General features: G+C 45.0%; 10 protein-coding genes, 16 tRNA genes and 2 rRNA genes. 2 read left to right on the top strand and 26 right to left on the bottom strand.

Annotated elements, in window-relative coordinates; genetic code table 11:
- Position 1 precedes the first annotated feature (1 nt).
- The 9 genes from OF158_RS13345 to OF158_RS13380 all read right to left on the bottom strand — a co-directional run bounded on the left by OF158_RS13345 (position 2) and on the right by OF158_RS13380 (position 10479).
- Positions 2 to 2248, bottom strand: a complete 2247-nt coding sequence (locus tag OF158_RS13345; RefSeq protein WP_035183915.1) for a DUF1430 domain-containing protein — start codon at positions 2246 to 2248, stop codon at positions 2 to 4.
- Positions 2249 to 2356: 108 nt separating this feature from the next.
- Entirely contained in the window at positions 2357 to 2491 is a 135-nt protein-coding gene (locus tag OF158_RS17645; RefSeq protein WP_080738167.1) for a lactococcin 972 family bacteriocin, read from the bottom strand.
- 478 nt (positions 2492 to 2969) lie between these two features.
- Positions 2970 to 4196, bottom strand: coding sequence for an MFS transporter (locus OF158_RS13350; protein WP_035183913.1), 1227 nt, complete (start codon positions 4194 to 4196; stop codon positions 2970 to 2972).
- A gap of 121 nt (positions 4197 to 4317) precedes the next feature.
- A complete protein-coding gene (locus OF158_RS13355; protein WP_035183911.1) occupies positions 4318 to 5703 on the bottom strand; it encodes an MFS transporter in 1386 nt (461 codons plus the stop codon).
- Between the two features lie 346 nt (positions 5704 to 6049).
- On the bottom strand, positions 6050 to 6322 hold the full coding sequence (locus OF158_RS13360; protein WP_061577275.1) for a hypothetical protein: 273 nt from the start codon (positions 6320 to 6322) through the stop codon (positions 6050 to 6052).
- A 128-nt stretch (positions 6323 to 6450) separates the two neighbouring features.
- The gene (locus OF158_RS13365; protein WP_017550135.1) at positions 6451 to 7335 is read right to left on the bottom strand and encodes a DMT family transporter; all 885 of its coding nucleotides are present in this window, start codon (positions 7333 to 7335) and stop codon (positions 6451 to 6453) included.
- Between the two features lie 410 nt (positions 7336 to 7745).
- Positions 7746 to 8873 carry a zinc-dependent alcohol dehydrogenase family protein gene (locus tag OF158_RS13370; RefSeq protein ID WP_264302927.1) on the bottom strand — a complete coding sequence of 376 codons (1128 nt, stop codon included), beginning with the start codon at positions 8871 to 8873 and terminating at the stop codon, positions 7746 to 7748.
- A 387-nt stretch (positions 8874 to 9260) separates the two neighbouring features.
- Positions 9261 to 9342: transfer RNA gene (locus tag OF158_RS13375), tRNA-Leu, on the bottom strand.
- 117 nt (positions 9343 to 9459) lie between these two features.
- On the bottom strand, positions 9460 to 10479 hold the full coding sequence (locus OF158_RS13380; protein WP_017550137.1) for an LLM class flavin-dependent oxidoreductase: 1020 nt from the start codon (positions 10477 to 10479) through the stop codon (positions 9460 to 9462).
- 373 nt (positions 10480 to 10852) lie between these two features.
- On the opposite strand from OF158_RS13380, the gene OF158_RS13385 reads away from it, so the two are divergent.
- Both OF158_RS13385 and OF158_RS13390 read left to right on the top strand, forming a co-directional pair.
- Entirely contained in the window at positions 10853 to 11056 is a 204-nt protein-coding gene (locus tag OF158_RS13385; RefSeq protein ID WP_017550138.1) for a DUF421 domain-containing protein, read from the top strand.
- Between the two features lie 48 nt (positions 11057 to 11104).
- A complete protein-coding gene (locus tag OF158_RS13390) occupies positions 11105 to 11317 on the top strand; it encodes a YetF domain-containing protein (RefSeq protein WP_267471905.1) in 213 nt (70 codons plus the stop codon).
- Positions 11318 to 11558: 241 nt separating this feature from the next.
- Here OF158_RS13390 and OF158_RS13395 read toward each other — a convergent pair.
- From OF158_RS13395 to OF158_RS13475, 17 genes are all read right to left on the bottom strand, one after another.
- A tRNA-Leu gene (locus OF158_RS13395) sits at positions 11559 to 11640 on the bottom strand.
- A 9-nt stretch (positions 11641 to 11649) separates the two neighbouring features.
- Positions 11650 to 11723, bottom strand: a tRNA-Cys gene (locus OF158_RS13400).
- Positions 11724 to 11728: 5 nt separating this feature from the next.
- Positions 11729 to 11803, bottom strand: a tRNA-Gly gene (locus tag OF158_RS13405).
- Between the two features lie 3 nt (positions 11804 to 11806).
- Positions 11807 to 11878 (bottom strand) — tRNA-Gln (locus tag OF158_RS13410).
- Positions 11879 to 11885: 7 nt separating this feature from the next.
- A tRNA-His gene (locus OF158_RS13415) sits at positions 11886 to 11961 on the bottom strand.
- Between the two features lie 8 nt (positions 11962 to 11969).
- Positions 11970 to 12043 (bottom strand) — tRNA-Trp (locus OF158_RS13420).
- Positions 12044 to 12051: 8 nt separating this feature from the next.
- Positions 12052 to 12133: transfer RNA gene (locus tag OF158_RS13425), tRNA-Tyr, on the bottom strand.
- An 8-nt stretch (positions 12134 to 12141) separates the two neighbouring features.
- Positions 12142 to 12217: transfer RNA gene (locus OF158_RS13430), tRNA-Thr, on the bottom strand.
- A gap of 4 nt (positions 12218 to 12221) precedes the next feature.
- Positions 12222 to 12297, bottom strand: a tRNA-Phe gene (locus tag OF158_RS13435).
- A gap of 18 nt (positions 12298 to 12315) precedes the next feature.
- Positions 12316 to 12391, bottom strand: a tRNA-Asp gene (locus OF158_RS13440).
- A gap of 12 nt (positions 12392 to 12403) precedes the next feature.
- A tRNA-Met gene (locus OF158_RS13445) sits at positions 12404 to 12477 on the bottom strand.
- Between the two features lie 9 nt (positions 12478 to 12486).
- A tRNA-Val gene (locus OF158_RS13450) sits at positions 12487 to 12562 on the bottom strand.
- Positions 12563 to 12573: 11 nt separating this feature from the next.
- Positions 12574 to 12645 (bottom strand) — tRNA-Glu (locus OF158_RS13455).
- Between the two features lie 13 nt (positions 12646 to 12658).
- A tRNA-Ser gene (locus OF158_RS13460) sits at positions 12659 to 12748 on the bottom strand.
- 4 nt (positions 12749 to 12752) lie between these two features.
- A tRNA-Asn gene (locus OF158_RS13465) sits at positions 12753 to 12827 on the bottom strand.
- Positions 12828 to 12833: 6 nt separating this feature from the next.
- Positions 12834 to 12949 (bottom strand): 5S ribosomal RNA (gene rrf / locus OF158_RS13470).
- Between the two features lie 176 nt (positions 12950 to 13125).
- Positions 13126 to 16058, bottom strand: a 23S ribosomal RNA gene (locus OF158_RS13475).
- Between the last annotated feature and the right edge of the window lie 211 nt (positions 16059 to 16269).

Genomic DNA, 16269 nt, shown 5'->3' on the forward strand with positions numbered 1-16269 from the left:
GTCACGCCTCCTCTTTCAACATCTTTGCAAGATTACTACGTTCAATATAGGTTAAAGCAACAAAAGAAACCATTATTTCAATCAACATAAGAATAGCGTTCAAGATAATGAAATGTATCGGTTCCGGGTTTAAAATAAACTCGCCAATAACCAATTGAAAAAACCATGTTCCTACTAATAAAAAGCCATATTCTTTATAGGTATAAATAAACCCGACCCCTAATAATCGACGAACAAGGAATTTTTGACGATATTTAGCAAAGAAAATGACTATATTCTGCACGACTAAAATTAATGAGCAACTAAGCATAGCAAAAGTTTGAAGCATTAATATATTTAATTGATGTTGTAAATCAGCAATGCTTTGCTTAATAGCACCGTTTATGCTAACGAGATGATTTAAATAGGTATTAAGATGAAATTTTTTTAATGTTGGTTCGAGTGTTTGCATTGTCTTCTTCGCGTTATGATCATAAAGCTTTATCTTTAAGGATGATGTTTCATCACCACTGATAAAGCCCATACCATCTAAATCCGTACTATTTTTCTCAGTAACTACATTTATGATTGGGTCGACGATTACGTTATGTTGGCTCGGAAATACGAGAGGATCAAAAGTATTCAACCGTTGATTCTTCTTTAGCCAGATAATCTTAATCTGTTGATTCTCAATCCAAGGTGCCACAAGTTCATGTCCGTGTACCATAAATTTATAATTTTCGTTCCGATCTTGATGAACGTTTTTAAGAATGAGTCGTTTTTTATTTTTGTACTGTTCCGGCACAAGAACAATCCACGACTTTGTTTGTTCAACTATACGAATGCGCTGCCCTTTGTCACTATAAAGAGGAAATTGTTGCAAATAATTTGGGTTAACCGATACTGTCCGAAATTCCCCTTCAGGTAAAGGTTGTGTTAGTGCATCTGTTTCATAACTGGATGCATCTATATATAAAGCACCGGAACGATTGAGATATGGATATAAAAATTGAGTGTGAATATACTGCTGGCTCCCGTTCCCCATTATAAGTTCAACTAAACCGTATCCTATTCTACGAGGATAGAGTAGCCCGTATTCTGATGCCACCCCCGTGTTCTTCCATATCTGTAGTTGCTTTTGTTTATCTTTTAATTGGAAGTAATTATTCATTGCACTGGATGCTGCCCCCAAGACCAATAATATGCAACATACTTTCATCACTGTATTAATGACTAAAATACTACGCGTTCGTCTGTGATTCTTAATGGCGTCGCTCACACGCACGGTATAAATATATGGAATCACGATAAGTGAGGCAATCACCGTGGTGCCGTAAATCATTAGTTGACTCTTAAATAACGTGAATAAAAATAAAGTATTCGCGCCCTTCATGATTACTGCGATCAAAAGACAACCTGCCGTTAAGAATAGAAAAGTTCCAATGATTAATCGACCGATCAACCAGTACCAACCTTTGATTAAGCCGATTCCGTGTAGTTTCATCACGCCAATTCGTTTGGCAGAATAAAAACTATAGTAAACAAGCAGCAATATAGTAGCCACGAAAATCAAGTAGGGAAGATAATGAAAACTGCTGATAACCGTTGAACCTGAAATGCCGAAGTTATCAGGAATGCTGCTTTCATTCCCTTGAGTAAACTCTGTTTGCACAAATGGGCGAATCCCTTCGTGCGTTAATTGAGCATTGATCGATTTCATAAAATAGTGAACGAATTTTTCGTATTGATCAGAGCTGGTTGTCTCCACGATGTAACGACCGGATGCTGGTAAATCAAAATCAGCGGCTCTTTTTAAGGGCTGGATTGATCGAATGGGATGCTTGGCAAATGTTTTTAATAGACCAACTTGTTGTTGATCTTGTGTTTTTTCAGAACTTAAAAATACAGCATGACCGTTCATCTCTTGTAATGATGGGTAATGTCCTTCTTTTAGAGAGAACAAACGAAACAGATTTGTTGAATGGGATGCCAGTATAAAAAAAGTAATTTGTGGTTCATCTTTACTGTTGTAACCGGTTCGAATTAAATTTACATTTGTTCTTTGAGCTGCCTTGTTCAATAGTGGATATACACGATCCCAACTGTTTGGTCCCAAAGTTATGGATGAATCTGGAACCCAAAATGTTTTTCCTATCTTTTCTACAGATTTGGTTGAGTGCTTCACATCATTGACGGAGACTTGGTAATACGCATCAAGAAATGAACAAAAAGCAAGGAGTAGGAAAAACAAAATTATTATTTTTTTCATTTATTTTCTCCTATCTCATAACATCATTATTATGTAGGCGGTAAGAAAACGTTTACTATTAGACTCGCGTTTTCTTCCTATTCTATTATTACTTTTTTAATATGTTGCTCAGCATGCGTGCGTTTCTGCAGTCAATTTACCAACTATTGAAGATTTCGCCCATTTACCGGGTTTTACTTTCCCACTAGAACTTGTGAGACTACCACTCGTGCAACTAGCAGAGTGAATTTTAGATCTATGCATATAATTCGTCTAAACTCTTTTTTTGGCCACTAATACAAATTCAGTACCGTAGTTCCAAGTACCACCACCTTTACTAACAGACGAGAATGGTGTAATAACATAACCTTGATCACTTGAAGGAGTATCATTTGTTAGGTCTACTGATCCTTCTTCAGCTCAAAAAGATGGAATAGCAAAAGACAGAGACAACAGCATAGCAGCAGGAACAGCCATAAATTTCTTCAATGAACCTCATCCCCTCTATAAAATTTAGAAAAAAACAATTTTTGTTCCATATAAGAAGACTATCACTTGATAAATAAAAATGTCGTCAAATTATGTCATGTTTACCAATTTTTTAAATAATTTTCATGTGGACACCAATACCCACCTGCTAGTTGTTCTTTCAGTTTATATTTTTTTACTTTTTTAGCTCTAAACCCATTCTTCCACAGGGTCTGATAAGAAAAAATGTTAACATCGCAATTATACAAATATGTTAACTAGAAAATCGCTCCTTCTCCGGGTTCATTTTTCTTATAGACCGATCTAATAGTGGAATGAGGGCAACCAGGATAAAGATTATCCCGCCAATTGTAGCCACCATTTTATATCCAAAAATCTCAGCCAAAGGAACTGCCATCACCTGACCAATGGGGATTGTAATAAAAGCTCCTAAGTCATCAAAAGCAAGTACCCGTGAAAGTTTATTACGTGGAATCGCTTGCTGTAATGTTGTATCCCAGCCGATTCCAGAGATCGTTTGTCCAACCCCCGCGATTGCTGTAACAATTAATAAATAAGGTAATGCGAATCCCTGACCAAGGACGATCAAAGGTATTCCACCGAAAGCAACGGCAATCAAACTGTCCCGAAGAGGATACCGGAGTTGTAATTTCAGCATCACTAGACTAGCTATAAGAAGACCCACTGCTTTTATACTTAATGTTAGACCCCATCCAGTTGAACCAATGGTATTTTTAGCAATAATAGGTCCAAGCACTTGCCACACACCTATTTGGACTGCATTTATTAAAGCAAAAGCTCCCGTTATTAACCAAATCCAACGACGCTTTCGAAAGTAACTCCACCCCTCGCGTATTTCGTGCATGAACGAAGTTTTCGAAACAACAGGATGTGAAGGAATATGAACTCTACTCATAAAAATAGAGGCGATAAAAAAACTGACCGCATCAATTGCAATCCCCCATCCTCCTCCGAAAATTGCTACTAAAGTCCCTGCAAGAGCAGGACCAACAATTTTAGATGCACTCCGTGATAAATTTAACAGTGAATTAGCTTGTTTGATATGTTTTCTTTCCACCAATTCAGGGATAATACCTCGCATTGCAGGGGAAGTAAAGGCTCCTAATATACCATTTATAATTGCCAATGGGAAAATCGTATATGGATTTCCGCCTGCAAGGACGATAATGGCAATCCCCATTTGAGAACATCCGGAACCGAGGTTACTTAGGCGTATTAATTTATCTCGTCTGTAACGATCAGCAATACTGCCACCGATAACCAGCATCAAAATATTAGGGAGAACCGCAGCCGCCAGTATATACCCCAATAGATGTTGGCCCTGCTTAACTTTAAGAATTGCAAAAGCAAGAGAAACAGGAGTCATCGCACTTCCGAATAAAGAGACTGTTTGCCCTAAGAAAAACCACTTGAATTTTTCACTAAGTGATAAAGTATTAAATATTGACTGATTTCTCAAAGCGAGCCCTTCTTTCAATTGTTATCGGATAGGGCCCCTTTGTATGAGGCTTTCTTTTGGTAAATGTCTGATCACTTTTCCAGCCATCAATATTCTGCTTGCCTGTATATTCTTTTTCATTTTAAAGGTGAACCCTGTTTTTTCCAAAAAGTTGCGGTTCAGATAGACTCTCTATATTTTCGAGTGAACGTCCTGTCGTTTTTGGCGCCAGTAGTGCGATATCCAATACGACAATCAGCATTGCTATTGCAACAATAATAAACATCGCTGTTGCACCTTCATTTTCCAGTACCGGGAGCAGCATAAACGGCATGAGGCCGCTCATAATGCGGCTGATGCTGTATGCCATTCCGGTAGCACTCGCACGGATTTCAGTTGGAAAGATTTCCGCCTGCAGTACGTGGAAAGCATTTGAAAAGATATTGCTGCAAAGTGTATAGGCAAATCCAAATACAATGACCAGAAAAGGCGAGCCGCCGATCCCAAATAAAACGCCAAATACACCCATACAAACAGCGGAAAAGCACACCAGCCATTTACGGTCCATTTTTTCGATAAGCGGAACAGAAAGTAATGATCCGAGCGGGTAGCCGATAAATGACAAGGCAATATACTCCAGTGAATGCGTGACGGTGTAGCCCTTTGATGCGAGTACAAGCGGTGCGAGCGTCCCAAAGCCGTAGTAGCCAATCGTTTGGAAAATTTGAAAAATGTAAAGCATGACCGTACTTTTCCATAATCTTTTTTGAAAGACCGCACTCAAAGTACTTCCCTTTGGCGTTTGATCTGCAGGCTCAGATTGCAATTTTGAAACCATCCCGGCCTCTTTCTTTCCTTCCTGAAATCTCTCCAGTAATGCAACTGCTTCCTGCATTCTTCCTTTTGTGGCAAGCCAGCGCGGAGACTCCGGAAGCGACCGCGCCGCTATCAAGACGAAAACACCCCCTGCCGCCCCAAGCAGGAACACCCATCTCCATCCATCCAATCCCATTGGGCTTAAAGGTACAAGGACACGGGAAAGAAATCCTTCAACAGGAACGGCGAGAAAACCAAGCGTATACGCCCAGACAATATATTTCCCGCGTTTTACCGACGGAATCAATTCGCTTAAATATGTATCACATAACGCCGGCTGCGCGCCCAGGCCCATTCCTGCCAGGAACCGGAAAAAAATGACCGTGCCGACATTCGGGCTAAAGGCAATGAAAATAGTAAAAAGACTATAAATGCCGATATTGAGCATAAACGCCCGCTTTCTGCCGTAACGGTCCGCAATATGGCAAAGGAAAATAGCCCCGATAAACATCCCCAAAAAGCTGGAGCCCAGCAGCAAAGGCATAAGTGAAGCAGAGACATGAAATTCTTCACCTAATACACTGGAGAGCACCCCTGCAAGAAATAACTCAAAAAAATCAAAAAATAATCCCATTCCAATTACCATGGTTGCCCGTCGTTGCACTTTTCCTACTGACAGTCTGTCCAACTGATGCCCGATCGTCTGATTCAACGGTCATACCTCCCTGAATTGTCATTTTTTAGCTGAATGAAACTTCAACTTAATTGAATCGGTCGCTAATATTGTATGGATTTCTAATATTTCAAAAATTAAATATCTCTATATTAGTATTTTTTATTCAGCTCGTCAACCCTTTTTGCAGATTTTTTAGAGATTAAAAAAAGTGGAAGCCTTCTATTTTTGGCAATCAACAGGTATCCCAAACGGACGGCGTGAAAGCGAAATGCAACAGCAATATGCGGGGTCCCATAAACGCACTCTTTTAAAAGAATGGGAAAGAAGCGGAGCTGCAGAGGATAAAGAACATGTATTGTGACCGGTAAAATGATGGTGCAGCTCAGCCATATGAAAAAGTGCCGCGATTGCGGGCGTCGGTTGAGATGGCAAAAACTGATGTGTAGCTCGACCATATGAAAAAGTGCTGCTGAATTTTTGCTGCCATAAACAATCCAACCACCCCCAAAAAAAAATAACCGTTCCCATCCCCTAGATCAAACTGCGGATAAGAAAGCCAATTTAGGGCTTGCTGAATAAGCAAAATTCCTAGATTTGGCAAGGATGCTGACAGCTTTGGCAAAAATTTAAATACAAGGGGATTATAAAAATCCAAAGAAAAGCTTGCACTTGAAAACTGATTCAATGTATAGAAAAGACAGAATCGCATTTTCGAAGTTCTTCTAGAGCTTACTGACAAAGTGGGGACAAACGCAGAAGCGGATTCGTTCAGCAAGCCCCAATTTATACTTGTCTTTGTGTTGCCGGGTCTTCCTGTCTGTTTTTTCTTACTGTATAGGAGACAGCTAAAAAGATGATGGCGATGCCGGCTGCCTGCATATAGGACGGTGCGAAACCAGTGATGAAAATATCAAGCAAAATGGCAACGCACGGATCAAGATAAGAAAGGGCTGAGATGACGGACGTGCGCAAAAATCGGATGCTGCCATAAAACAGCAAATACACGATACCGGTATGGATGACACCTGTCAGCAAGCTGAATGTCCAGTTTTCGGGAGTGAGCCCAGTGTATTTTGAAAAGTCGACAAAAGGCGCCAGCATGATGACCCCGATGAATGTTTGCAGAAACGTGACGAGGTATGGACTTGCCTGTTTGATCCTTGTGCCGATCATCACTGTACCTGCATAAAAAATCGCCGCACAAAATGCGTAAACCGACCCAACCAGGAGAACGTGGCTGAACGCAGAGGAAGCTGTTACGGTAATCATGATGGTGCCGATAAAGGCCGCCAAAGTGGCAAGCAGTCCGCCCCATTGGAATTTTTCCCGGAACAGCGTCCAGCCTGCAACAAGCACAATGAGCGGAGCTGTATTGTAAATGGAAATCGCGGCGGTGACAGAAGTTTTTTCAAACGCCAAAAACAAGAAAAGCCAGTTGATGACAAGCGTAACACCTCCGCCTAAAATAAAGAGCATCTCTTTTATACTCCAGCGCTCTTTTTTGTACTGGCCGGTCGCAAGCCAGTAAACGGCTAAGATTGCTGAAGCACTCACACAGCGGACGAAAACGAGTTCCAGTGCGGGCAGGCCCGTATACTTAGAGAAAAATCCGATTGAACCAAAAATCACCATGGAGATGCTTAGTTTTAAAAATGCCGGTTTATTCATGAAAGTAATCCTTCTTTTATGTATAAGGTCTTATTTTCAGTATAATTTGTATTGAAAAAATTGTAAATAAAAGGCCTAGCACTTTGCGTGGCGCCAAGCCTTTTGTAGACCACGTATATGACCCTGCCGCCATCCTCCTCAAAGCGGATGCTGACGAAATCCTATATTTCTCCTCAAACCATTTGCGAATCGCTGGATTCAGTCAGGAAATCAAAATTTTTGCCGTTTTATAAAATGAACAAAATATTCCAGCCTTGTTATCTGCTGTACCAAGTCGTCATCATGCAAATGGGTGCTCGGACTTGATGTAAATACTTAAGTTCATTTCTAGTTGCTTGATCTCTTCTTTATTGTGTTTTAACATGGCTGCCACTTTATCGGCACGGGACACCTTTTCTGGCAATCATCTTTTAGTCGAACCGAATCATGATTCTAGATGAATCCCCTTTAGCCAATTTGTCGAAACCCTCATTTATCTCATCCAAAGAAATGACATCACTTACCAATTCATCCACTGGCAAGCGGCCGTTTTTAAAAAGCCGGATATAATTTGGAATATCCCTTTCTGGAACACAGCTACCGATATAGGAACCTTTTAGCGTCCGTTCCTCAGCCGTCAGCGTTACATAAGGGAAAGAAAAATGATGTTTTGGATCCGGTAGTCCTGTCGTAACGGTTGTGCCACCGCGCTTGGTGATGGCGTATGCCGTTTCCATCGCCGGGACTGCACCTACCGTCTCAAAAACAGTATCCAGTCCCCCGCCAGTTGCTTCACGTATTTTCTCAACAACATCTGGATCTTTGGAATCAAATACATCTGTTGCTCCAAACCTTTTTGCCAACGCAAATTTATTTTCATTGACATCTACTGCTACTACACGGCTCGCCCCTGCTGATACAGCCCCGATTAATGCGCTTAATCCGACGCCGCCCAAACCGACAACCGCAACTGTGCTGCCCAACTTAATCCGGGCTGTATTCACGACTGCCCCGACCCCCGTAATGACAGCGCATCCAAAAAGGGCAAGCTTTTCAAACGGAACGTCTTTTTCAATTTTAATCAAAGAACGACGGGACACAACAGCATATTCTGAAAAAGCGGATACGCCGAGATGGTGCATGATGTCTTCACCATTTGCATGCAGCCGGATGCCGCCTCCTGGTAAAGTACCTGCCGCGTTTGAAGCCGCACCCGTTTCGCATAATGCAGGGCGTCCCTCCTTGCACGGCAGGCATTCGCCACAGCTTGGTACAAACACACAAACAACATGGTCACCCGGCGCAAGATCCGTCACACCTTTACCGGTTTTCACCACTTCACCGGCAGCCTCATGCCCAAGAGCCATCGGTAAAGGCCGGGGTCTGCTGCCATTTATAACAGACAAATCCGAGTGGCACAAACTGGCCGCCTTCATCTTGACAAGCACTTCTCCTTGTTGCGGTTCATCGAGTTCCAATGTTTCAATTTTAATCGGTTTGCTTGCTGCATATGGCATAGCAGCACCTGATTCCCGTAGTACAGCAGCTCTGATCTTCACTCTCACCCATCTCCTCTGAAATTCGTTATGTATCAGCGCACTTGAACGGTTTTCAAAGCCTACGAATATCACTTATATGCTTTGTTTTCGGCGAATTGGGATTGCTGAACAAATCTGGAACGCCCGGAACTAGCTGATATGCTTCATAGCCTTGATAAGTATAGTGATTTGTGTTTAGATTCGCTATTATTAAATTCTTTATTTTATTTTACGACTGAATAATGAAAAAAACAAATAAGCAGCCTTTAGTAAATGCAAACCGAAATTCATCCCTTACCTTCTGCCCTTCACCGATTGAAGAGAGTGACTTCTTCCGGAAAATGAAAAAACGCTCCTTACTAGATTATAAGGAACGTTTTACCGAAAAACTGAAATGTGATCTTTTGATACCGGTGGTCGGGGTCGAACCGACACTCCCGAAGGAACACGATTTTGAGTCGTGCGCGTCTGCCAATTCCGCCACACCGGCATGATCCTATGAATCTCAAACAAAACTGTTTGTTATGTCACTTTTATAATTATATCCAGATCGTAAAAAATGTCAATAACCATTGTGTGAAAAAGGGAAGCAAAACAGCTCCCCTATTCACATATGATCTTCCTTCAGTTCACTTAGGATCTCATAAGACCGCAGCCGCTCTTCATGGTTGTAAATATGCGATACAAACATCAACTCATCGACCTGTGTATCATCCAAAAATTCTTCCATTTTCTCTTTGATTGTCTGTTTTGAACCGATAAAAGCATATTCAAGCTGACGCAATGCCGCTTCTTTTTCAAACGGAGTCCAAATCCCGTTCATGCTATCGACAGGCGGCTGCAGCGTCTGCGATTTTCCACGGATAACGCCGAGGAAAAACTGGTACAGGCTTGTTGCGATCCTTTCTGCTTCTGCATCTGTGTCAGCTGCTACGCCATTCACACACGCAATCACATATGGCTTTTGCAAATACTTGGACGGTTTGAAGTTCTCCCGATAAAGGTATAAAGCATCAAACAATTGCGCTGGTGCAAAATGGCTTGCAAACGAAAACGGCAGGCCGAGCCTGGCAGCAAGTGTGGCACTGTATGTACTTGACCCAAGAAGCCAAACCGGAACATCCACCCCTTCTGCCACGACGGCCCGTGCATACGTCCTGCGTTCTTTATCCGAGAGAAAATAGTTCATCAGTTCTTGGACATTATCCGGAAAATCCATTTCCCCGCCCCTTAAATTCCTTCTGAGCGCCGCAGCTGTCAATTGGTCTGTACCCGGCGCACGGCCAAGGCCGAGATCAATTCTGCCTGGATAGATGGAACCCAGTGTTCCAAACTGCTCAGCCACGACAAGCGGTGCATGATTTGGAAGCATCACACCGCCAGACCCGACACGGATGGTTTTCGTCCCTGCCGCTATATACCCGACTAAAACAGCCGTTGCAGAGCTGGCTACTCCCACCATATTATGGTGCTCCGCGAGCCAGTATCGTTTGTAGCCCCAATTTTCAACATGCTGTGCGAGGCTTAGGCTATTTTTAAACGAATCTGCCGGTGTCTTTCCAGATAAAACGGGGATCAAATCTAAAACCGAAAATGCAACGTCATTCAACTTTTTTTGACTACCCATTGTCCGCTTCCTTTCCTTCTACTCGTGAAGATAGATCTATTGTAAAATAACAGATTCCCAAAACAAAATGATTTGCCTAACCTGTCCGGTGTATCCCAATGATGAGAACGTTCGTTTATGATACTGAAATTAAGGGAAAATGCAATGAAAAACAGTGCTCGTATGATCGGACCCATGGGCGTTGGGTGTTTCGGGTACAAGCTTCCCAATAGAAGCAGCAGAAAGAGCATTGGTATCCAAACTTCATGAAGTTGGCGAAATGGAAAATAGACTGCTTGTTGAAGCAGTATGCATAACTGGATCAATCGTTGGAAAGCCCCGTAAAAGTGAACAATCGAGAGAAAACCGGACCTTTTAAAGGAGGGGGTTAGCGATGCAAATTGGCATGGACTTATTAAAATTGATTATGGGCTTTCTTGCGCTCATTTTTTGTCTAAAATGTACCGGCGCCAAAAGCATTTCAAACCTTACGCCAATCGACTTCATCTGGAGCATAATGCTGTCTGAAATCGTCGGCAACGGCCTTTATGACCCAAGTGTAAAATGGTACTACATTCTTGTGATGCTTTCTGTTTAGGTCATCATTAAAATCATTTTTGACATCCTCATTTATCGCTATGATAAACTGGAAAAATTCCTTATCGGGGATAAAACGGTGATTATCGATAAAGGAAAAATTAACAAAGTCGTACTGAAAAAAAATAAAATTGATATGAATCAACTGTCGGAGTTATTGAGAAAGCAGGGCGTATTTTTGCTTGATGAAATTGACCAGGCCTATCTTGAAAAAGATGGGACGATTACGGTAAAAAAAAGAAAAAACAACCCTAGTAAATAGTAGGCTGCCCAGTTCTGTTCTCATTATAAAAGGAAAATCTAAGATAGTATTTCCAAACCTTTCTTATTAGATCAATTCCCTTTTTGTACAAGTTAAACAACTATAGATACTCACAAGTGTACGCTTTCAAGCAGCCACTTAAATTGGCCTCGGCTTCAATAATATAATTGCAATAAAAAAACGCTTCTCTTTATCTTGAGAAGCGTTCCATTTGGCATCAGCTTTCAATGTGATGCTATTATACCGGTGGTCGGGGTCGAACCGACACTCCCGAAGGAACACGATTTTGAGTCGTGCGCGTCTGCCAATTCCGCCACACCGGCATGATATGATGGAGGCGGCAACCGGAATCGAACCGGTGATAAAGGTTTTGCAGACCTCTGCCTTACCTCTTGGCTATGCCGCCATCAATGGAGCGGAAGACGGGATTCGAACCCGCGACCCCCACCTTGGCAAGGTGATGTTCTACCACTGAACTACTTCCGCATACTGGGCCAGCTGGATTCGAACCAGCGCATGACGGAGTCAAAGTCCGTTGCCTTACCGCTTGGCTATGGCCCAATAAATATGGGGCGGATGGTGGGAATCGAACCCACGAATGCCGGAGCCACAATCCGGTGCGTTAACCACTTCGCCACAACCGCCATCATAATGGCAGGGGCAGTAGGAATCGAACCCACACTGGAGGTTTTGGAGACCTCTGTTCTACCTTTAAACTATGCCCCTTTAAAAAATGGAGGGGGACGGATTCGAACCGCCGAACCCTGAGGGAGCGGATTTACAGTCCGCCGCGTTTAGCCACTTCGCTACCCCTCCATATTGCGTGGTGCCGGCCAGAGGACTTGAACCCCCAACCTACTGATTACAAGTCAGTTGCTCTACCAATTGAGCTAGACCGGCCAAATGGTGGCTCGGGACGGAATCGAACCGCCGACACAAGGATTTTCAGTCCTTTGCTCTACCGACTGAGCTACCGAGCCACAATTATGTAAAATGGATGGCGGTCCCGACGGGAATCGAACCCGCGATCTCCTGCGTGACAGGCAGGCGTGATAACCGCTACACTACGGGACCTTTATATGTAAATTGCGGGGGCAGGATTTGAACCTGCGACCTTCGGGTTATGAGCCCGACGAGCTACCAGACTGCTCCACCCCGCGATGATAAAATGGTGGAGGATGACGGGATCGAACCGCCGACCCTCTGCTTGTAAGGCAGACGCTCTCCCAGCTGAGCTAATCCTCCAGTTATAATGATGACCCGTACGGGATTCGAACCCGTGTTACCGCCGTGAAAGGGCGGTGTCTTAACCGCTTGACCAACGGGCCATATGGATCATGACGGAGAGCAAGGGATTCGAACCCTTGAGACAGCTTTTAGCCGCCTACACGATTTCCAATCGTGCTCCTTCGGCCTCTCGGACAGCTCTCCATGATGGCTCCGCAGGTAGGATTCGAACCTACGACCGATCGGTTAACAGCCGATTGCTCTACCACTGAGCTACTGCGGAATACAAGCCCGGCAGCGTCCTACTCTCGCAGGGGGAAACCCCCAACTACCATCGGCGCTGGAAAGCTTAACTTCCGTGTTCGGGATGGGAACGGGTGTGACCTTTCCGCCATCGCCACCGGACCTTAATGACAAAAATCATTATAACAAAGTTTTCATTTCTTATCAACAGGAATTATGTGATTCCCTGAAAACCGGATGGGAGAAAAAACTGTAAACGGAGAATGCGTTTTTACTTCTAACTTTGAGAATTGTCTAGCTCCAGCGCACCTTTTTCAAGGCGGCCTTCACTTTTCTATTTGGTTAAGTCCTCGATCGATTAGTATCCGTCAGCTCCACGCGTCGCCGCGCTTCCACCCCGGACCTATCAACCTGATCATCTTTCAGGGATCTTACCAGTATAAACTGTGGGAAATCTCATCTTGAGGGGGGCTTCATGCTTAGATGCTTTCAGCACTTATCCCTTCCGCACATAGCTACCCAGCGATGCCTTTGGCAAGACAACTGGTACACCAGCGGTGCGTCCATCCCGGTCCTCTCGTACTAAGGACAGCTCCTCTCAAATTTCCTGCGCCCGCGACGGATAGGGACCGAACTGTCTCACGACGTTCTGAACCCAGCTCGCGTACCGCTTTAATGGGCGAACAGCCCAACCCTTGGGACCGACTACAGCCCCAGGATGCGATGAGCCGACATCGAGGTGCCAAACCTCCCCGTCGATGTGGACTCTTGGGGGAGATCAGCCTGTTATCCCCAGGGTAGCTTTTATCCGTTGAGCGATGGCCCTTCCATGCGGAACCACCGGATCACTAAGCCCGACTTTCGTCCCTGCTCGACTTGTAAGTCTCGCAGTCAAGCTCCCTTATGCCTTTACACTCTGCGAATGATTTCCAACCATTCTGAGGGAACCTTTGGGCGCCTCCGTTACCTTTTAGGAGGCGACCGCCCCAGTCAAACTGCCTGCCTGACACTGTCTCCCACCCCGGTAAGGGGTGCGGGTTAGAATTTCAATACAGCCAGGGTAGTATCCCACCGATGCCTCCGCCGAAGCTGGCGCTCCGGTTTCCAAGGCTCCTACCTATCCTGTACAAGCTGTACCGAAATTCAATATCAGGCTGCAGTAAAGCTCCATGGGGTCTTTCCGTCCTGTCGCGGGTAACCTGCATCTTCACAGGTACTATAATTTCACCGAGTCTCTCGTTGAGACAGTGCCCAGATCGTTACACCTTTCGTGCGGGTCAGAACTTACCTGACAAGGAATTTCGCTACCTTAGGACCGTTATAGTTACGGCCGCCGTTTACTGGGGCTTCAGTTCAGAGCTTCGCCTTACGGCTAACCCCTCTCCTTAACCTTCCAGCACCGGGCAGGTGTCAGCCCCTATACTTCGCCTTGCGGCTTCGCAGAGACCTGTGTTTTTGCTAAACAGTCGCCTGGGCCTATTCACTGCGGCTTCCCGGGGCATACACCCCAAAAAGCACCCCTTCTCCCGAAGTTACGGGGTCATTTTGCCGAGTTCCTTAACGAGAGTTCTCTCGCTCACCTTAGGATTCTCTCCTCGCCTACCTGTGTCGGTTTGCGGTACGGGCGCCTTTCACCTCACTAGAGGCTTTTCTTGGCAGTGTGGAATCAGGAACTTCGGTACTAAAATTTCCCTCGCCATCACAGCTCCGCCTTGGCGCGAAGGATTTGCCTCCGCACCGGCCTAACTGCTTGGACGCGATCAACCAGTGTCGCGCTTGCCCTATCCTCCTGCGTCCCCCCATCGTTCAAACGGTGAAGAGGCGGTACAGGAATATCAACCTGTTGTCCATCGCCTACGCCTTTCGGCCTCGGCTTAGGCCCCGACTAACCCTGAGCGGACGAGCCTTCCTCAGGAAACCTTAGGCATTCGGTGGAAGGGATTCTCACCCTTCTTTCGCTACTCATACCGGCATTCTCACTTCTAAGCACTCCACCGGTCCTTCCGGTCCGGCTTCAACGCCCTTAGAACGCTCTCCTACCACGGACACCAAATGGTGTCCATCCGCAGCTTCGGTGATACGTTTAGCCCCGGTACATTTTCGGCGCAGCGTCACTCGACCAGTGAGCTATTACGCACTCTTTGAATGATGGCTGCTTCTAAGCCAACATCCTGGTTGTCTAAGCAACGCCACATCCTTTTCCACTTAACGTATACTTTGGGACCTTAGCTGGCGGTCTGGGCTGTTTCCCTTTCGACCATGGATCTTATCACTCACAGTCTGACTCCCAAGCATAAGTTTTTGGCATTCGGAGTTTGTCTGAATTCGGTAACCCGATGAGGGCCCCTCGTCCAAACAGTGCTCTACCTCCAAAACTCTTCGCTTGAGGCTAGCCCTAAAGCTATTTCGGAGAGAACCAGCTATCTCCAAGTTCGATTGGAATTTCTCCGCTACCCACACCTCATCCCCGCACTTTTCAACGTGCGTGGGTTCGGGCCTCCAGCAAGTGTTACCTTGCCTTCACCCTGGACATGGGTAGATCACCTGGTTTCGGGTCTGCGGCCTCATACTCTTTCGCCCTGTTCAGACTCGCTTTCGCTGCGGCTCCGCTTCTTCAGCTTAACCTTGCATGAGACCGTAACTCGCCGGTTCATTCTACAAAAGGCACGCCATCACCCGTTAACGGGCTCTGACTACTTGTAGGCACACGGTTTCAGGATCTCTTTCACTCCCCTCCCGGGGTGCTTTTCACCTTTCCCTCACGGTACTAGTTCACTATCGGTCACTAGGGAGTATTTAGCCTTGGGAGATGGTCCTCCCGGATTCCGGCGGGATTCCTCGTGTCCCGCCGTACTCAGGATCCACTCGGGAGAGAACGAAGTGTCAGTTACAGGGCTTTTACCTTCTCCGGCAGGCCTTTCCAGGCCGCTTCACTTACCCCGTTCTTTTGTAACTCCCATATGAGTGTCCTACAACCCCGGAAGGCAAGCCTTCCGGTTTGGGCTGTTTCCTGTTCGCTCGCCGCTACTTGGGAAATCGCAATTGCTTTCTCTTCCTCCGGGTACTGAGATGTTTCAGTTCCCCGGGTGTGCCCTTCCTGCCCTATGGATTCAGGCAGGAATCCTGTCCGATTAAAGACAGGGGGTTTCCCCATTCGGAAATCTCCGGATCAAAGCTTACGTACAGCTCCCCGGAGCATATCGGTGTTTGTACCGTCCTTCATCGGCTCCTAGTGCCAAGGCATCCACCGTGCGCCCTTTCTAACTTAACCATAAAAAGGTTTAAATCCAAAAATAAGCGATTCTCGGTTTACTTGGTTTGTTTCTCCTATCCGGTTTTCAAAGAACACATACTGAAGGATTGAACCTTCAAAACTGAACAAAACGGAAACGTCAAACTTAATTGTGGAAAACGAAGTTTTCCTTTTCTGTCTAGCTCCGGGCGCTATCGGCTAGCGTATTTCTACGTCTTCTCCCTACGAT

Source organism: Weizmannia sp. WK01 (genome assembly GCF_025905465.1).
GTDB lineage: Bacteria > Bacillota > Bacilli > Bacillales > Bacillaceae_C > Weizmannia > Weizmannia faecalis.

Excerpts from the sequence above, each read along its gene's own strand:
- OF158_RS13380 (WP_017550137.1), bottom strand. The coding sequence starts at position 10,479 with ATGGGTAGTCAAAAAAAGTTGAATGACGTTGCATTTTCGGTTTTAGAT.
- OF158_RS17645 (WP_080738167.1), bottom strand. The coding sequence starts at position 2,491 with ATGCATAGATCTAAAATTCACTCTGCTAGTTGCACGAGTGGTAGTCTC.
- OF158_RS13385 (WP_017550138.1), top strand. The coding sequence starts at position 10,853 with ATGCAAATTGGCATGGACTTATTAAAATTGATTATGGGCTTTCTTGCG.
- OF158_RS13345 (WP_035183915.1), bottom strand. The coding sequence starts at position 2,248 with ATGAAAAAAATAATAATTTTGTTTTTCCTACTCCTTGCTTTTTGTTCA.
- OF158_RS13365 (WP_017550135.1), bottom strand. The coding sequence starts at position 7,335 with ATGAATAAACCGGCATTTTTAAAACTAAGCATCTCCATGGTGATTTTT.